14 protein-coding genes are annotated in these 15,851 nt (G+C 63.8%); 6 read left to right on the top strand and 8 right to left on the bottom strand.

All coding sequences use genetic code 11. The features are described from left to right. Positions 1-2: 2 nt before the first annotated feature. Genes NKJ00_RS08040 through hemP form a run of 4 tightly spaced genes read right to left on the bottom strand, consistent with a single transcriptional unit; the run spans position 3 to position 3,322 of the window. Positions 3-1,100, bottom strand: coding sequence for a FecCD family ABC transporter permease (locus NKJ00_RS08040; protein WP_352629377.1), 1,098 nt, complete (start codon positions 1,098-1,100; stop codon positions 3-5). Between the two features lie 11 nt (positions 1,101-1,111). Next, positions 1,112-2,020 (bottom strand): heme/hemin ABC transporter substrate-binding protein, encoded by a 909-nt coding sequence (locus tag NKJ00_RS08035; protein WP_023812245.1) that lies wholly within the window; start codon positions 2,018-2,020, stop codon positions 1,112-1,114. Between the two features lie 10 nt (positions 2,021-2,030). Beyond that, positions 2,031-3,092 (bottom strand): hemin-degrading factor, encoded by a 1,062-nt coding sequence (locus tag NKJ00_RS08030; RefSeq protein ID WP_023812246.1) that lies wholly within the window; start codon positions 3,090-3,092, stop codon positions 2,031-2,033. A gap of 23 nt (positions 3,093-3,115) precedes the next feature. Continuing rightward, complete coding sequence (hemP, locus tag NKJ00_RS08025) at positions 3,116-3,322, bottom strand: hemin uptake protein HemP (protein ID WP_023757683.1); 207 nt, start codon at positions 3,320-3,322, stop codon at positions 3,116-3,118. A gap of 198 nt (positions 3,323-3,520) precedes the next feature. On the opposite strand from hemP, the gene NKJ00_RS08020 reads away from it, so the two are divergent. The 4 genes from NKJ00_RS08020 (at position 3,521) to hmuQ (ending at position 7,660) form a co-directional block, all read left to right on the top strand. Further along, the gene (locus NKJ00_RS08020; RefSeq protein WP_352609578.1) at positions 3,521-5,731 is read left to right on the top strand and encodes a TonB-dependent hemoglobin/transferrin/lactoferrin family receptor; all 2,211 of its coding nucleotides are present in this window, start codon (positions 3,521-3,523) and stop codon (positions 5,729-5,731) included. A 5-nt stretch (positions 5,732-5,736) separates the two neighbouring features. Then, entirely contained in the window at positions 5,737-6,180 is a 444-nt protein-coding gene (locus tag NKJ00_RS08015) for a hypothetical protein (RefSeq protein ID WP_352609715.1), read from the top strand. Positions 6,181-6,271: 91 nt separating this feature from the next. Then, entirely contained in the window at positions 6,272-7,285 is a 1,014-nt protein-coding gene (locus NKJ00_RS08010) for a TonB family protein (protein ID WP_348625595.1), read from the top strand. Positions 7,286-7,345: 60 nt separating this feature from the next. Further along, the gene (gene hmuQ / locus NKJ00_RS08005) at positions 7,346-7,660 is read left to right on the top strand and encodes a heme-degrading protein HmuQ (RefSeq protein ID WP_023812250.1); all 315 of its coding nucleotides are present in this window, start codon (positions 7,346-7,348) and stop codon (positions 7,658-7,660) included. 13 nt (positions 7,661-7,673) lie between these two features. Here the strand turns inward: hmuQ and putA are convergent, their stop codons facing one another. Continuing rightward, complete coding sequence (putA, locus tag NKJ00_RS08000; RefSeq protein ID WP_023812251.1) at positions 7,674-11,285, bottom strand: bifunctional proline dehydrogenase/L-glutamate gamma-semialdehyde dehydrogenase PutA; 3,612 nt, start codon at positions 11,283-11,285, stop codon at positions 7,674-7,676. Between the two features lie 162 nt (positions 11,286-11,447). Here putA and NKJ00_RS07995 point away from each other — a divergent pair, with 162 nt between their 5' ends. Continuing rightward, a complete protein-coding gene (locus tag NKJ00_RS07995; protein WP_023812252.1) occupies positions 11,448-11,900 on the top strand; it encodes an Lrp/AsnC family transcriptional regulator in 453 nt (150 codons plus the stop codon). A gap of 94 nt (positions 11,901-11,994) precedes the next feature. On the opposite strand, the gene NKJ00_RS07990 is transcribed toward NKJ00_RS07995, so the two are convergent. Together NKJ00_RS07990 and NKJ00_RS07985 are read right to left on the bottom strand one after the other, a co-directional pair. Further along, positions 11,995-13,194, bottom strand: coding sequence for a cytochrome-c peroxidase (locus NKJ00_RS07990; protein WP_352609577.1), 1,200 nt, complete (start codon positions 13,192-13,194; stop codon positions 11,995-11,997). 7 nt (positions 13,195-13,201) lie between these two features. Then, on the bottom strand, positions 13,202-13,651 hold the full coding sequence (locus NKJ00_RS07985) for a FixH family protein (protein WP_023812254.1): 450 nt from the start codon (positions 13,649-13,651) through the stop codon (positions 13,202-13,204). Between the two features lie 151 nt (positions 13,652-13,802). Here NKJ00_RS07985 and NKJ00_RS07980 point away from each other — a divergent pair, with 151 nt between their 5' ends. Beyond that, complete coding sequence (locus NKJ00_RS07980) at positions 13,803-14,723, top strand: sugar kinase (protein WP_128304045.1); 921 nt, start codon at positions 13,803-13,805, stop codon at positions 14,721-14,723. A gap of 50 nt (positions 14,724-14,773) precedes the next feature. Here NKJ00_RS07980 and NKJ00_RS07975 read toward each other — a convergent pair whose 3' ends face one another. After that, positions 14,774-15,796 (bottom strand): aldose epimerase family protein, encoded by a 1,023-nt coding sequence (locus NKJ00_RS07975; protein WP_023812255.1) that lies wholly within the window; start codon positions 15,794-15,796, stop codon positions 14,774-14,776. Positions 15,797-15,851: the final 55 nt, after the last annotated feature.

The following is a 15,851-nucleotide window of genomic DNA, read 5'->3' as shown; positions in this document are numbered from 1 at the left end:
CCTCACAAATCAACCACGCCGCGCTTGCGCAGCAGGATCCAAAGGAAAAACGGCGCGCCCGCTATCGCGGTGACGATGCCTATCGGCAGTTCGGCCGGCGCAACGATGGTGCGTGCGACCGCATCGGCCAGAAGCAGCAGCGAGGCGCCGAGCAGCGCCGACGCCGGCAGCAGATAGCGATTGTCCGGACCAATCAGCAGGCGCAGCAGATGCGGCACCACGATGCCGACGAAGCCGATGCCGCCGCTGACGGGGACGGATGCGCCGACCGCGGCAGAGACGCCGACGATAGCCGTGTATTTCAACCGCTGCACCGGAATGCCGAGATGACCGGCGGTCGCCTCGCCAAGCGCCAGCGCGTTGAGGCCGCGTGCCAGGAACGGCATCGCCGCCAGCGCCAGCACGATGATCGGCCCTACCGACGCGATCTTCGCCCAGGTCGCGCCACCGAGCGATCCGAGTTGCCAGAAGGTCAGGTCGCGCAACTGGCGATCGTCGGCCATGAAGATGAGGATGCCGGTCAGCGCCATGGCGAGCGCCGCCAGCGCGATGCCGGCAAGCAGCATTGTGGCAACCGAGGTTTGCCCCCGCCGCGTCGCGACCTGATAAAGCACCAGCGTGGTGGCGAGCCCGCCACAGAAGGCCGCCAGCGGCAATGCGAGCGTGCCGAGCAAGACGGTCACCGGAGCCAATATCGTGGCGCCGAGCACGATGACGGCAACCGCGCCGAGGCTGGAGCCGGCCGAGACGCCGATCAGGCCGGGGTCGGCCAGCGGATTGCGGAACAGTCCCTGCATGACCGCGCCGGAGACCGCGAGCGCCGCGCCGACCAGCATGCCGAGAATGATGCGCGGCAGGCGGATGTCGTAGACAATCAGGCTGTCGCGGGCGCTCACCGCGGCGTCATCAGGCACTGTGCCGAACAGCCAGTCGCCAATGACGTTGACGGCCGAAGCGTCCGAAGCCCCCGATGTCAGCGACAGAAAAATGGCAGCCGCGAGCCCCAGGCACAGCAGAAGGATGACGATGCGGGCGCGGCCCGACCGGTCGCCTTCGGATACGCTTGCCATCACCGGGCCGGCGATCGATTGATCGACCATGATCCGCCCGTTCAGTCCGTGACCTGCCCGCCATAAAGCGAGACAGCGAGGTCGTGGATGGCATCGGCCGTGCGTGGCCCGAAGCCGAGCAGATAGGCACCGTCGATGCGGATCAGCTTGCGCGCCGTTCCGGCCGGCGTCGAGGCGATCGACGGATTGCCGAACAGTTCGTCGTCCGACACCGGAGGCCCGGCATTGCTCATCATCAGGATCACGTCCGGTCTGGCGGTTATGATCGCCTCGTCGGACATTTGCTTGTAGCCGGAAAAGCCCTCGACCGCGTTGACGCCGCCAGCCAGCTTGACCATACCGTCGGCCGCGGTCTCGCTGCCGGCCGCCAGGATCTTGCCGCCCTGTATCGACAGCACGAACAGGATGCGCTTGCGCTCCTTGATCGACGCCGTCTGCTTCTCAGCTGCCGTGAGCTTGGCATCGAGCTCCCCGGCGAGCACCTCGGCCTTGGCATCGACGCCGAGCGCCTTGCCGACGATACGGACCTTTTCGAGGATGCCTTCGTGGCTATAGTGCTCGGGCACTTCGATGAACGGGACGCTCGTCTTCTTCAAGACATCGACGGCTTGCTTGGGACCGCTGCCATGCAGCGCCAGGATGCCGGTCGGGTTAACCGACAGCACCCCCTCCGGCGACAGCCCGCGCATGTAGCCGACATCGGGCAGCTCAAGCGCCGCCTTTGGGTACCGGCTGGTGGAATCGCGAGCCACCAGATGCTTTTCCTCGCCGAGCGCATAGACGATCTCGGTGATCGAGCCGCCAACGGCCACGATTTTCGAAGGATCGGCAAACACGGCCGTGCCTTCCATGGCGCTGGCGGATTGCAGTGCGATAACAGCCATGGAGAGACCGATCACCGGCCCGAAAATAGATCCGCGCACGGTCGACAATCTTGGGAAAAAACGCATCGCATTTTCCTCAGGCTGCGGTCGGGCTTGGGATGCGCGGCAGGTTTTCCGCCAGGAAGCGCCAGTCGTCCCGCTCGCTTTCGCCTTCATGACGCTTGCCGAAGAACTGGATGAACATCTTGCCGTCGGCGTCATAGACCTCAAGCGAGGTGACATGACCGTCCTTGGTCGGCTTGCGCACCGCCCAGACCTCCTGGATGTGGTCGGTCCGCAAATGCAGGTGGAAGGTTTCGTCCAGCACGTTGATCCATGGCCCCATCGGCTTGATCGACTTGATCGGACCGGAATGGATCTGGATGCATCCGCGGTTTCCCACAAAGCACATGATCGGCATCTCGCCCTCCGCGGCGTGATGGAACATGGCACGGACGCCATCATTGTCGAGTTGCCAGGCATAGTCTTGCCCGACCAGGCGGACCGCCTGCCGGCGGCTCAGCTTCAGCGTCTTCAGCATGCCGAAGAACTGGTGCACGTCGGTCAGCCGGCTCCAGCGGTCGCGCAGATCGTCGAGATTGGCGCTCGCTTCGTCGCCATGGATCTCGTCATCGGGGAGTGGTCCTGAAATGTCGACCGTCGGCTCCTGATTGGACGATTCGAGCGCGGCAACCAGTTTCTGATAGGCATAGAGGCTGGAGGCCGGACGCAAATGCACCTTGTGCACGGCCTCGCCCGCCGCATCGAAAAACTGCAGGCTGCGGCGGATTTCGTCGCCGTCTCGCTTCTCGACGGCAAAGCCGTGTGCCCAGACCTTCGGGAAGATGCGCAGGTCGATGTTTTCGCCAAGCACCATGGCATTGTGGTTGCCGGTGACGACTTTGTCATAGACGCCGATCTTCTCGTGCACCGCGCTTTCATTGCGGGTCAGCGCCATGACCTCGCCGACGGCTTCGAGACCGGTCAAAAGATCGTTGACGCGTGGCTCGACACGGACGACGCCGTCGCCGCAGTGGGCTGCGACCAGCTCGGCCTCCGAAATGCCGAGCTGGGCGGCGAGATCACGCTCGCGCGTCTTCGGATTGTCTGTCCGTGCCCGCCGGATTTCATGCGGGGCGGGTTTTACGCGCTGGTCCATGTCTTGGTCCCTGTGGCCTTGCCTTACTTGTTGAGAATGAGCTTGCCCTGGCGGGTGATCTTCAGCCGATAGAGCGCGCCATGATGCTCGATGCCGATCTCGTGCTCGCCCTGGAACAGGGTGTTGCTGGACAGGGTTCGCACCGCCAGCGGAACCCGGTCGAAACGGGCGGAGGCATCGTCGGAACGGCGGACGCGATAGCGAAAATCGTTGGGATTGTGGGTGTTCATCTGGATGGATCCCTTTCCTGTGCCGGGCGTCTGGCTAGGCGTTGCGTAATCCGATTCATTTCTTGACTTGAATAATCATGTTTACTAGTCAGTGCAATACCGGATTAAATGAGTCAACATTTAAGACCCCGGACATGATCAAAAATGCCAGCCAGCCCCGGGCCAGCCAGCATGAAACCTGGACTTTGGAGTTGGGGCATGGGGTTTGTGACTTGGGAATGGCGCGGCCGGTCGGCGGCGAACGGCGCAGCGGCTTTGCTGGCAAGCGTGGCGGCGATCGCCTTGTCGGCGCAGCTGGCCAACGCTCAGCAGGCGGCGCAGCCGGCGGACCAGCAGACAGATCAAACGAAGAAGGCCGACGAAGAAAAGGCGGCACAAGCGGGCGCAACGCTGCTCGACAAGATCCTCGTCATCAGCCGCACCGGCGAAACGGCGATCGAATCGCTGGCATCGACCAGCCATGTCGGCCAGGAACAGCTCGACCGCCGCATGGCGACGACGCCGAACGAGATGCTGCTCGGCGTGCCCGGTGTCGCCGCGCAGGCCGACGCCAGGCGTGTCAGCACCAGCATCAACATCCGCGGCTTGCAGGATTTCGGCCGCGTCGCGGTCATTGTCGACGGCGCGCGCCAGAATTTCCAGCGCTCAGACCACGGCACGCAGTCGACCTTCTACATCGACCCCGAACTCGTCAAATCCGTCGACGTGATCCGCGGTCCTGTCGCCAACACCTACGGCTCGGGCGCCATCGGCGGCGTTGTCTTCTTCGATACCAAGGACGCCGGGGATTTCCTCAAGCCGGAAGAAACATGGGCCGGCTCCGTCACGGGACGCTATGAGAGCAACGGCAAGGGCTGGACAACAAGCGCATCCGGTGCCTACCGCCTCAACGAGAACTGGGATGTGCTCGGCAACATCGTCTACCGCAACTATGACGACTACAAGGATGGCGGTGGCGACACGGTCAAGGGCACCGGCTTCGATGTGCTGAGCGGTCTGCTCAAGACCACCATCCGCCCGACCGACAACAGCGAACTGAAGCTCGGTTGGGTCGGCTCGAGCGACGGCTGGAACGAGATCAGCGGCGGCGTGCCGGTCAATGACGTCGACCTGAAGTCGAACACCTTCACCGCCCGCTACAACATTACGGATGAGGACAAGAGCTGGCTCGATCTCCATATCAACACCTCCTACAACAAGACCAATCTCGATCTGACCAGCCTCGTGCCTCTCAACCGGTTTGATCCGAGCACCGGCCTTCCAGTTGTTTTGCCGGCTGGCTCGACATCGACATTCGACATCGGCACGACCAGCATCGACATTTGGAACACGTCCAGATTCGAGACCGCGGGAATCGCGCACGAACTGACCTATGGCGGCGACTGGGCCGGCGATAACGTCGAGACCGGCGGCACGGCCGGTGGCGACAGCTTCTATACGCCTTCCGGTAAGCGGAACGTCTCCGGCGCCTATGTCCAGGACAAGCTCACCTGGGAGTGGCTCGAAGTCATCGCCGGGCTGCGTTACGACAATTACAGCCTCAAGGATGACACACACGAAACGTCGGGGGACCGGTTGTCGCCGCGCATCACCGTCGGCGTCTCGCCTTTCGACAGCGCCAGCCTTGCCGGCCTGCAATTCTACGGCACCTATGCGGAAGGATACCGGTCACCCTCCCTGTCGGAAACACTGATCAGCGGTCGCCATCCGGCGGGTGTCACCTTCCCGTTCCTGCCCAATCCCAATCTGCGGCCGGAAACCGGAAAGACCGTCGAATTCGGCGTCAACTACAAGCAGAATGATATCCTCGAAGCCGACGATGCGCTGCGCATCAAGGCAGCCTATTTCAACAACGATGTCGAAGACTACATCGATGGCGTTACCCTGTCGCGGTTTGACCCGACAGCCGGCTGCCCGAGCGGACCCGGTATCCCGATATGCTTCCAGTACCAGAATTTTGCCAAGGCCAAGATCGACGGCTTCGAACTTGAGGGCGTCTATGATGCCGGATGGGGCTATGCCGGGCTTTCGGCCTCAATCACCAATGGTCATACCATTTCCTACAGGGACGTTCGGGCCGATCTGCTGACCATCCCCTCATCCCAGGTCACCGCGCAGCTCGGCTTGCGCTTCCTCGAGGACAAGCTAACCGTGGGCGGCGAAGTGCAATACAATGGCAAGCCCAAGGGCAACCCGATCGCCGAGGACTACACGCTGGTCAATGCTTTTGCCAGCTACCAGGCGACGGACAATTTGAAGATTGATTTCCGCGCCGACAATCTGTTCGATGTCAAATACGCCAACCCGCTCAACCTGACCACGGCCGGCCAGCCGCCGCAGCCGGTCTTCGCGGCCTACGAGCCCGGCGTCACCCTGAAGCTGGCGGCGACGATGCGATTTGGAGGCTGATGACCATGACGAGCTTGATGACATCCCTTCGTCTGCTGACCTCGATGCTGGCGATGTCGCTTGCGATGGGTCCGGCGTGGGCACAAGAGTCCGCGCCGGTCCCCGCACTCACCCTAGAACTCAATGGTGCGCAACCTTCCGACAAGGGTTGCCGCCTGACGTTCGTGGTCAACAACAATCTCGGCGCCGACCTGTCCAAGGCTGCGTTCGAGATCGCCTTGTTCAACGAGGCAGGCGTCGTCGACCGGCTGACCGTGCTCGATTTCAAGGAATTGCCGGCGGGCAAGACCAAGGTGACGCGTTTCGATCTGGCCGGCACCGAGTGCTCGAAAGTCAGCCGCGTGCTGATCAACAGCGCGACCGAATGCACCGGTACCGGCGTCGAACCGAACGCCTGCATGCGCAAGCTGAAGACGGACACCAAGACCGGGATCGCTTTCGGAGTCTAAGGTGGGACTGCATCCCGCATTCCTGCAAAACAATGCGGCGTGGCCAGTTGCCGGCCACTGCCGACTGCCGCTGCGAGCGAACGATCTTGATTTGACAATTCTGCTCTTGTCGCTGCAGGTCTCGCGGCGAGACATGCAGGATATCAGTCCCCTCCCCGAAGCCAGCGCCGAGCTGGCGATAGAGCCAACCGAGCCGCTCGCGCTACCGCGGCCATCGGCCTGGAACCGCAAGTGGACGGCGGCGATCGTCGTCTCCTGCCTGCTCCATGCCGCGGTGGCAGCGGCCTTTCTGATCTCCCCTACGGGGACTTCCAGTTTCCAAGATGCCGAGCAGCCGGAAGGCAGTGAACAGTCGGGCACCAACGTGGTCGGCAGCGCGCTGGACAAGGACCCGACGGCAATAAACGTTGCACTGGTGCCGAACCCGCAACCCGCCAAACCACAGCCGGCAACGCCGCCCAAGCCAACGCCGCCAACAGAGCCTTCGCAACCCGCGAAGGACGCAGCAAAGCCGCTCAAGCCTTTGCCGGAACCTGCCAAACAGCAGACGGTGACGCCCGACATATTGGTGGCCGGCGCCCCTCGCCCCGATGACCAGAGCGTGGCTCCCAAGGCCGAAACGCCGGCGCAGCCGATCGTGCAGGCCGAGAGCGCCGAAGTGCCTGTCGCCGTTCCAGAGCAGCCACCGATCCCCAGCGCCAGGCCAACGTCGGCAGCTGCCCCTTCAAAGACGGCGGATGAGAAGCGCGGCACGGCGAATGGCGAGGACCGGTCGGCGCAAGCAGCCAGCAAGGGCAAAAGGCAAAAAGAGGCAGGCACGGCCGCGGAAGACAATTACCGCGGCGATGTTTTTAGAAAACTCGGCAGCGTCAATCGCACCCTCCCGCCTTCCCTACAGCTGGCGGCACGCAACAATGCGGTTGTCACATTCGTCATAGGCAGGAAGGGCAACATAAACGAGTTGCGCATCCTGGAGACCTCAGGGTCGGCGGCTTTCGATCAGGCGGCGCTTGGCATTGTCCGCAAGGCAGCCCCCTTCCCTCCAATTCCACCACAGGCAGCAAGCGCAAATTTGGAGTTCGAGACCGAAATCGGCCCATTTTGAATGTGCGCAGAACAAACGCTGCAGCCGCCAATCATCAACATCCGCACGAAAGGAACCGCCATGTACATCGCCATGAACCGCTTCAAGGTGCAGACCGGCTCGGAGAACGATTTCGAAGCCGTGTGGAAGAACCGCGATTCCAGCCTCGCTGAGATGAAGGGTTTTCGGGAATTCCACCTGCTGCGTGGCCCGGTCAACGAGACCGAAGGCTACACGCTGTTTGCGTCGCACACGGTGTGGGCGAGCCACGAGGATTTCATCGCCTGGACCAAGTCGGAGAATTTCCGCGCCGCCCATCGAAATGTCGGCACGACGAAGGTCCACTATCTCGGTCACCCCCAGTTCGAAGGTTTTTCGGTCGTCGAAGGCGCTTAAATACTGGCCGGGCTCAAGCTCCGGCCAGCAGGCTCGCATTGCCGCCGGCGGCGGTGGTGTCGACGCAGACAGCCCGTTCATGTGCATAGGCCGCCGGGTTCAGTACCTCGCTGACCAGCGGCACGATCGGGCCGGAGCGGTCGGCGATGACCTTGCGCACGATGCGTGCAGCCTCCGGCGTGCCCGAAAAGGCGACGACATCGACGCGCAGTGAGCGTGCTTCGACCGGATCCGGCCGACCATCGATGGCGGCCAGCGGCAAGCCCTTGCCGGTCAATGGGGAAAGGGCAGCCGGTGCGCCGGGCGCCACGGCCAGCACCGCATTGCCGGCGGCGAGCGCCTGGATCGTCTGCGCCAGCAGCGTATCGCCATCGGGACCGAGGCACAGCACCCGTCCGCGTGGCGAGAGCGAGAGCGTGTTGGCCTCGCCGGTCGGCCCGGGCAGGTCGATCTGGCCGAAATCGATGCCGGCGGCCGCACCTATGGCCGCAGCACCCTTGCCGCGCAGATGCTTCCTCAGAATGGCGATCCGGTCCGGACGCGTCGACCAGCCGCCAAGTGTGGGATCAGGCAGATTGTCGGCAAGCTCGGTCGCCGTGACCTTATGGCCATCCTGCAAATGGGTGCCAGCCTCCGGCCCTTTGCGGAACCGGCGGAGGTAGTGCGGGCCGCCGGCCTTCGGCCCGGTGCCTGAAAGCCCCTCGCCACCAAACGGCTGCGAGCCGACCACGGCGCCGATCTGGTTGCGGTTGACGTAGATGTTGCCGGCATGGATGCCGTCGACGAAATGCTGCACGCGGCCCTCGATACGGGTGTGCAGGCCGAAGGTCAGGCCATAGCCCTTGCGGTTGATGGCGGCGATGACCGCGTCGATTTCGTCGGCGTCGAACGTAGCGACATGCAGCACCGGCCCGAACACCTCGCGCTCCATGTCCTCGATGCCCTTGACGCGGAAAACATGCGGCGCAACGAAGCGACCTTCCTTCGGCGCTTCGAGCTTGGCAATCAGCCGGCCCTGCAAGCCCATTTTCGTGCAGTACTCGCGGATAGAGCTTTGCGCCTCGTCGTCGATGACAGGGCCGACATCGGTCGAAATCCGCCAGGGATCGCCGATGCTGAGCGCCTCCATGGCGCCCTTCAGCATCTCCAGCATTTTCTTCTCCACGTCCTTCTGCACATAGAGCACGCGCAGTGCCGAGCAACGCTGGCCGGCACTCTGGAATGCCGAGGCGAGGATGTCGCGCACCGCCTGTTCGGGCAGCGCGGTGGAATCAACGATCATGGCGTTGAGGCCGCCCGTCTCGGCGATCAGCATGGCGTTGGGCGCGGCCGTCTTGGCCAGTTGCTTCTCGATCAGCTTGGCGACCTCGGTCGAGCCGGTAAAGCAGACGCCGGCGATGCGCGGATCTGATGTAAGCGGCCCGCCGACCGACGGGCCGTCGCCAGGGAGCAACTGGATGACGTCTTCCGGCACACCGGCCTCGCGCAGCAGCTCGACAGCCCGGAAGGCGATCAGCGGCGTCTGCTCGGCCGGCTTGGCGATGACCGAATTGCCGGTGACAAGTGCGGCCGCGATCTGGCCGGTGAAGATGGCGAGCGGGAAATTCCACGGCGAAATGCACACGATGGCGCCGCGCGCTTGCGTGCCCGCCTCCGCATTGGCCGCCTCGGTGGCGTAGTAGCGCAGGAAGTCGACCGCCTCGCGCACTTCGGCGACGCCGTCGGCCAGCGATTTGCCGGCCTCGCGGGTGGCGAGTGCAAAGAACTCGACGGCTTTGGATTCATAGAGAACGGCGGCACGGTTGAGGATGGCAGCGCGCTCGGCGACGGAACGTTTTGCCCATGCCGGCTGCGCTTCCACCGCAAAGCGCACGGCGGTCGCGACTTGCTTGGCGGCGGCTTCGCTGACCGTACCGACCACTTCGGAAGGCTTTGCTGGGTTGACTATGGGACGCTGCTTGCCGTAGCCGGCGGCACGGGTGATCGGCTTGGCATGCCAACGATCCGGCCCAGCGAAGGCCACCCTGGCCTTGTCGATCGCCGCCAGCGTCACCGTGTCGGTGATGTCGAATCCTTTCGAATTGCGACGCCCGGCCCCAAAAATCTCGGAAGGCCGGGCAATCGCCGGATTGGTGGCCGGACCCTGGCTCTCGACCGTTTCGAGCGGATCGCGCGCAATGTCCTCCGGCTCGACGTCCTCGTCGGTCAGTTGGTGCACGAAGGAGGAATTGGCGCCGTTCTCCAGCAACCGGCGGACCAGATAGGCCAGCAGATCGGAATGCGCACCGACCGGCGCGTAGATGCGGCAGCGTGTGCCTTCGGACCGTCGCACCGTCTCGTGCAGCGCCTCGCCCATGCCGTGCAGGCGCTGGAACTCGAAGGAATCGCGATTATCCGCCATCGCCAAGATGGCGGCGACGGTGTGGGCATTGTGGGTGGCGAATTGCGGATAGATGCGGTCGGTCATCGATAGCAGCTTTTTCGCGCAAGCCATGTAGGAAACGTCGGTGTTGGTCTTGCGGGTGAAGACGGGATAGCCTGACAGTCCGAGCGTCTGCGCCCGCTTGATCTCGGTGTCCCAATAGGCACCCTTGACCAGCCGCACCATGATGTTGCGGTCGTATTTCCTGGCCAGCGCATAGAGCCAATCGATGGCGAAGGCCGCGCGTGGCCCATACGCTTGCACCACCACGCCGAAGCCGTTCCAGCCGGCGAGCTCCGGCTCGGCCAGCACCCGCTCGATGACGTCGAGCGACAGATCGAGGCGATCGGCCTCCTCGGCATCGATGTTGAGGCCCATACGCGAATGGCGCGCGGCAAGCGCCAGCGACAAGAGCCGCTCGGCCATCACAGGCAGCATCTCTTCCTTCTGCGCCACCTCGTAGCGAGGATGCAGCGCCGAAAGCTTGACCGAAATGCCGTGGTTCTGCCTGATGTCAGGACCGTTGGAGCCGGAATCGAGCGACGAAATCGCGTCGGCATAGGCCTTGTGATAGCGCAAGGCGTCGGCCTCGGTGCGGGCCGCCTCGCCCAGCATGTCGAAGGAATAGAGGTAGCCCTTCTGCGTCATCGGCCGGCCGCGCTTGACGGCTTCCGTGATGGTGCGGCCGAGCACGAACTGCTCGCCCATCTCGCGCATGGCGGCGGCCACCGCCTTGCGGATGACCGGCTCGCCCAACCGCCGCACCATCGAGCGCAGCGTGCCTTCGATGCCGCCCTCGCCCTCATCGAGGACGCGGCCGGTCAGCATCAGCGCCCAAGTCGAGGCGTTGACGAAGATGGAGCTCGAACCGCCCGAATGCGCCGACCAGTCGTGCGGCGCGATCTTGTCGGCGATGAGGTCGTCCATCGTTTCGGTATCGGGCACGCGCAACAGTGCCTCGGCCAGGCACATCAGCGCGACGCCTTCCTTGGTGGAGAGACCATAGGCCGAGAGGAAGACTTCCATCAGCCGGGGATCGGACGAACCGCGCACCGCCCGCACCAGATCGGCGGCGCGGGCCGAGATCGCCTTGCGGTCTTTCCCGGAGAGCGCCGTCGCGTCGGCAAGCCGCTTCACGGCCTCGTCTTCATCGGGCAGGTAGTTGGCGCGGATCTGCTGGCGGATGGCATCGAGCGCTGGCATGGCGGTCCCATGGATCGAGCAAAGGGATCGGGCCGGCGGTCACCGGACCGAATGGTGGAAGCTAGCACAGATGCGAATTTTCAATCGGTCCGAAGAAATCGACATTGCAGGTCATTCGATCTATCGTAGCAGCTCAAAACCGACATATGGACTGCATTTTCGATGACAGAAGACCAATTGGACCGCATCGACAGGAATATCCTGGCGGCGCTGGCAAGCGATGGCCGGCTTTCGATGTCAGAACTGGCGGCAAACGTCGGCCTGTCGAAAACGCCGGTGCAGGCGCGGGTGAAGCGGCTGGAGAAGGACGGCTACATCAGGGGCTACCAGGCGATCATCGACCGCGAGCGCATGGGCGAAGGCCATGTTGCATTCGTCCAGGTGAAATTGTCCGACACCAGGTCCGCCGCGCTCGATGCCTTCAACCGATCCGTGCAGGCCGTGCCGGAAATCGAGCAGTGCCACATGATGGCGTCGAGCTTCGACTATCTGCTGAAAGTCCGCACCAGGGACATCGCCGCCTACCGCCGCGTCCTCGGCGAACGCATCTCGGCCCTGCCCCACGTCGCCCAGACCTCGACCTTCGTGGCGATGGAGACAGTCAAGGATCGATGACCATGATCCCGAAAAGTGGAAGCCGGTTTTCGGACAAGATCATGGTCAAACGTAGAGCCCCATCCCGATACATCGGGATGGATCGGGCTCTAACTCACTCCGAAAGCGTCTTCAGGAAAGCCACCAGCGCCGCACGTTCACGATCCGACAGCCCCAGCGGATGAACTTCGGACGTACCCTCCACGCTGGGTGCAGCCTTGGCGTAGTGCGCCACGACCTCGTCGAGCGACGAAAACTGCCCGGCATGCATGTAGGGCGACCGCGTTGCCGCACCGCGCAGCGATGGCGTCTTGTAGGCGCGAACGAGTTCGGGCGCATCCTTGACCATGAAGCGCAACTCGCCGCAGGCGCTGGCGTCGCCATCGCGATAGGCGCCGAAGCAGTTGAACGGGTCCGCCTCGACTTGGCGCACGGCATCGATACGGCCGCGATCCGGCGGCAGGCCCGCAACGGATGGCACGCCGGTGTTGTGGAAGCTGTTGTCGGTGAAGCGCGGGCCGTTATGACAGGTCACGCAATTGGCCTTGCCGATGAACAGTTTAAGTCCAAGGATTTCTTGTTTGGAAAAGACAGCATCGCCCTTCGGCTCGGCACCGGTGGCGAGGTCCAGCGCAAAGCGGTCGAAACGCGTCGGCGCCGGCTCGATCGAGCGTTCGAAGGCGGCGATCGCCTTGCCGATATTGGCAAAGACGCCGTCGATTGCGCTGCGCTGCGCGCCGCTCATCGCATTCCAGGCCGCCTTCTCGGCATCGTTTCCAAGCGGGCTGGCATTCGACGGCATGCCCGAAAGATCGGGCAGCGGCCCGAAGATGCGCTCATAGCGCTCGCCGAAGCGCGCCTTGATGTGATGCGCGTAGGCGGTGCGGTTTCCCGCCTGCTCCAGCGGGTTTTCGAGCGGCGTCAGCGCTTGCGCCCACAGGCTGTCGCGGCGGCCGTCCCAGAAGAACCAGGGATCGCGCGCGACGCCGGCCAGCGGCATGGTCCGCCGGCTGGTACGGCCGACGCCGACGGCTTGCGGCAGGTCGTCCTGGAACTGGCGGTCGATCTTGTGGCATGTCGAACAGGATATCGACCCGTCACCGCTCATGCCCTGGTCGAAGAACAGCGTCGAGCCGAGTGCGGCAGCCGCCGGCACGTCGGCAAAACGATCGGTGGTGTCGGGCTTGAGCGCCGGCAGCGACGACAGCGCCAGCGAGGCGATGGTCGTCTTCTCGGCGTCGGAAAAATCCGGCTTCGTGCAGCCGGTAAGGACAACGGCCACCATTAGCGCCAGAAAACGCGAACGCCGCCTCATGTCCTGCTCACAGCACCACGTTGAAGAGCACCGTATCGGAGCCTGCGGTGGCCGAGATGGCGAAATGCAGCTGCCACCAGCCGCTCATGGTGAATTTCACCCCTTCGATCCGGTAACGCCCGTCGCCGAGATAGTCGGTCGCTTGCGGGCTGGTCGGCAGGCCGTGACTGTGCAGCGGCATGCCGCCGGAGATCGCGATCGCCGCCCCTTCCACCGGAGCTCCAGCCTTTGTCTTCAGCGTCAGCAGCCAGGATTGCAGTTGGCCTAGCCGCACAACGCCTCGCTCCGGCGCGAAGCTTGCCACGAACAGCCCGTTGGCGGTGTTCTTCGTCCGAGAGACATCCGGGCCGGCGGGCCGCGCCGACCGCGGCGCCGTCAGGTAAACGACCGCGAGAATGCCGACCAGCAAGGCAGCCAGACCAAGACCTGCCAGAAGATAACGCCATATCGATGCCAAACCGGTTCCTCTTCTGCAGACAACGCTCTGCCGAACGGATCGCATCCCGCCAGCCTGTGGGAAAACGCTGTGGCGGAAAAAACCCTGCTTGCCAAGCATGGCGCTGCCGGTGGCAAAAAGCTACAGCACCGAGATCACTGGAGGATTGCAGATGGCGGGAAACGGCGTCGCCTCGATCGGCGAATGCATGCTCGAACTGTCGGGCCAGACGGGACCGAACTGGCGCATAGGCTTTGCCGGCGACACGTTCAACACGCTGTGGGCGCTGCATGCACTGAGCGCTGAGCGGCCGGCAACCTATGTCTCGGCCTTCGGCGACGATCCATTCTCGCAAGGCCAGATCGATTTCTTCGCTGAAAACGGCATCGGCATCGGCTCCAGCCCGCTCATAGCGGGCGCGCGGCCCGGCCTCTATGCCATCACGCTGACGGGAGCCGAACGTTCCTTCACCTATTGGCGTGGCGACGCCGCCGCGCGGCAGCTTGTCTCGGACCCGGCCGCATTATCGAAAAACCTGGAAAATCAGGCACTTGTCTATTTTTCCGGAATCACTTTGGCAATTCTGGACGAAGCCGCGCGCGCTGAGTTGCTGGCCGCCGTCGCCAAGGCGCGTTCGGCTGGTTCACTTATCGCCTTCGACCCCAACTATCGGCCGCGGCTCTGGCGTGAGCGCGAGGATGCGCAGGCAGCGATCGTCGAAGCCCTTGCCGTCACCGACATCGCATTGCCGACCTTCCCCGACGAGCAGATGCTGTTCGGCGATCCAACACCGCAAGCCACAGCGAAGCGGCTCGGGCAACTCGTCGGCGAGGTCGTCGTCAAGAACGGCGAAGCACCGGCACTGATTGCCCAAGCAGGAACGCTGCGCGAAGTCCCGGCAATCCATGTCGCCGCTCCCGCCGATACGACGGGCGCCGGCGATTCCTTCAACGGCGGCTATCTCGCGGCTCGACTTGCCGGCCACGACCCGCTTGAAGCAGCACGCCGTGCGCATCGCGTCGCCGCCGCCGTGGTGCAGGTGCGCGGCGCGCTGGCGCCGTTCGAGACGCTGCGCGCGGCCTTCGCCGGCTAAAGTCTGTTGCGATTCAGGTCAGGCGGGCTTCACCTGAACATTGGCAGGCCTCAGGGCAGACGGAATCTGTATTCCGTCACGTGGTGGTAGATCGCGCCCGGCCACAGCGTCGCCTGCGGGAAATAAGGCCGGTTCGGCGCGTCCGGCCAAATCTGCGGCTCCAGGCAGAAGCCGCAAAAAGCCTTGTAGTCGCGGCCTTCCAACCCGGTGCGCGGCGTCACGTACTGGCCGGTATAGAGCTGGACGCCCGGCTCAGTGGTCCAGACCTCCATCTCGACACCGGAACTGGCGCCTTGCGCCCATGCCGCCTGCTTGAGCGGCCCGCGTGCCGAAGCGAGGCAGAAATTCTGGTCGTAGGGCAGCTGTTCGCCCTCGGTCTCCATGCGCAGCGGCCGCGCCTGGCGGAAATCGAACGGCGTACCGTCAACCGGCTTGACCACGCCGGTCGGGATCATGTCGCCATCGACCGGCAGGTAGGCGCCGGCATTCAGCATCATCCTGTGGTCGAGAATGTCGCCGGCGCCGCCATCATCCAGGTTGAAATAGGAATGCTGGGTCAGATTGCACAGCGTCGGCTCCTCGCAGGTGGCGGTCAGCTCGACGCTGAGCGTGCCGGGGATCTTCAACCGGTAGGTACAAGTGACATCGAGCGCGCCGGGAAAGCCCATCGCGCCGTCGGGATCGTGCAACGTCAGCGTGACGAAATCCCTGCCATGCAACGAAACCGTCCACGGCCTGTGGGAATAGCCTTGCGAGCCGCCATGCAGCGTATGCTTGTCGAGGAAGTTTTGCTCGGTCTGGTAGCGGCTGCCGGCGATGGTAAAGCGGCCGTCGCGGATGCGGTTGGCATAGCGGCCGACAACCGCTCCAAAGAAGCCCGTATCCGTCTCGTAGGCCGCCAGATTGTCGTAGCCAAGCACCAGCGGCGCATCGTGCCCGGTCAGGCGCAGATCCTGGATGATCGCGCCCAGACCGATGATGTTGGCGGTGATACCGCCGCCCCTGATCGTGAAGCGACGCACCGGCTCGCCTGCCTGCGTCGTGCCGAAAACCTCGCCGTCCTTCATCGCCATGCCCGTAAATGCCAGTTGATCCAGAAGACTTCGGCTGGTTTTCCCATGAGAGACA

Origin of the sequence: Mesorhizobium sp. M0227, assembly GCF_040321855.1 — a bacterium.
In the GTDB taxonomy this organism is placed as follows: Bacteria; Pseudomonadota; Alphaproteobacteria; order Rhizobiales; family Rhizobiaceae; genus Mesorhizobium.
Note: the sequence above shows the minus strand (reverse complement) of the source record. Positions and strands in the feature narration are given on the sequence as shown.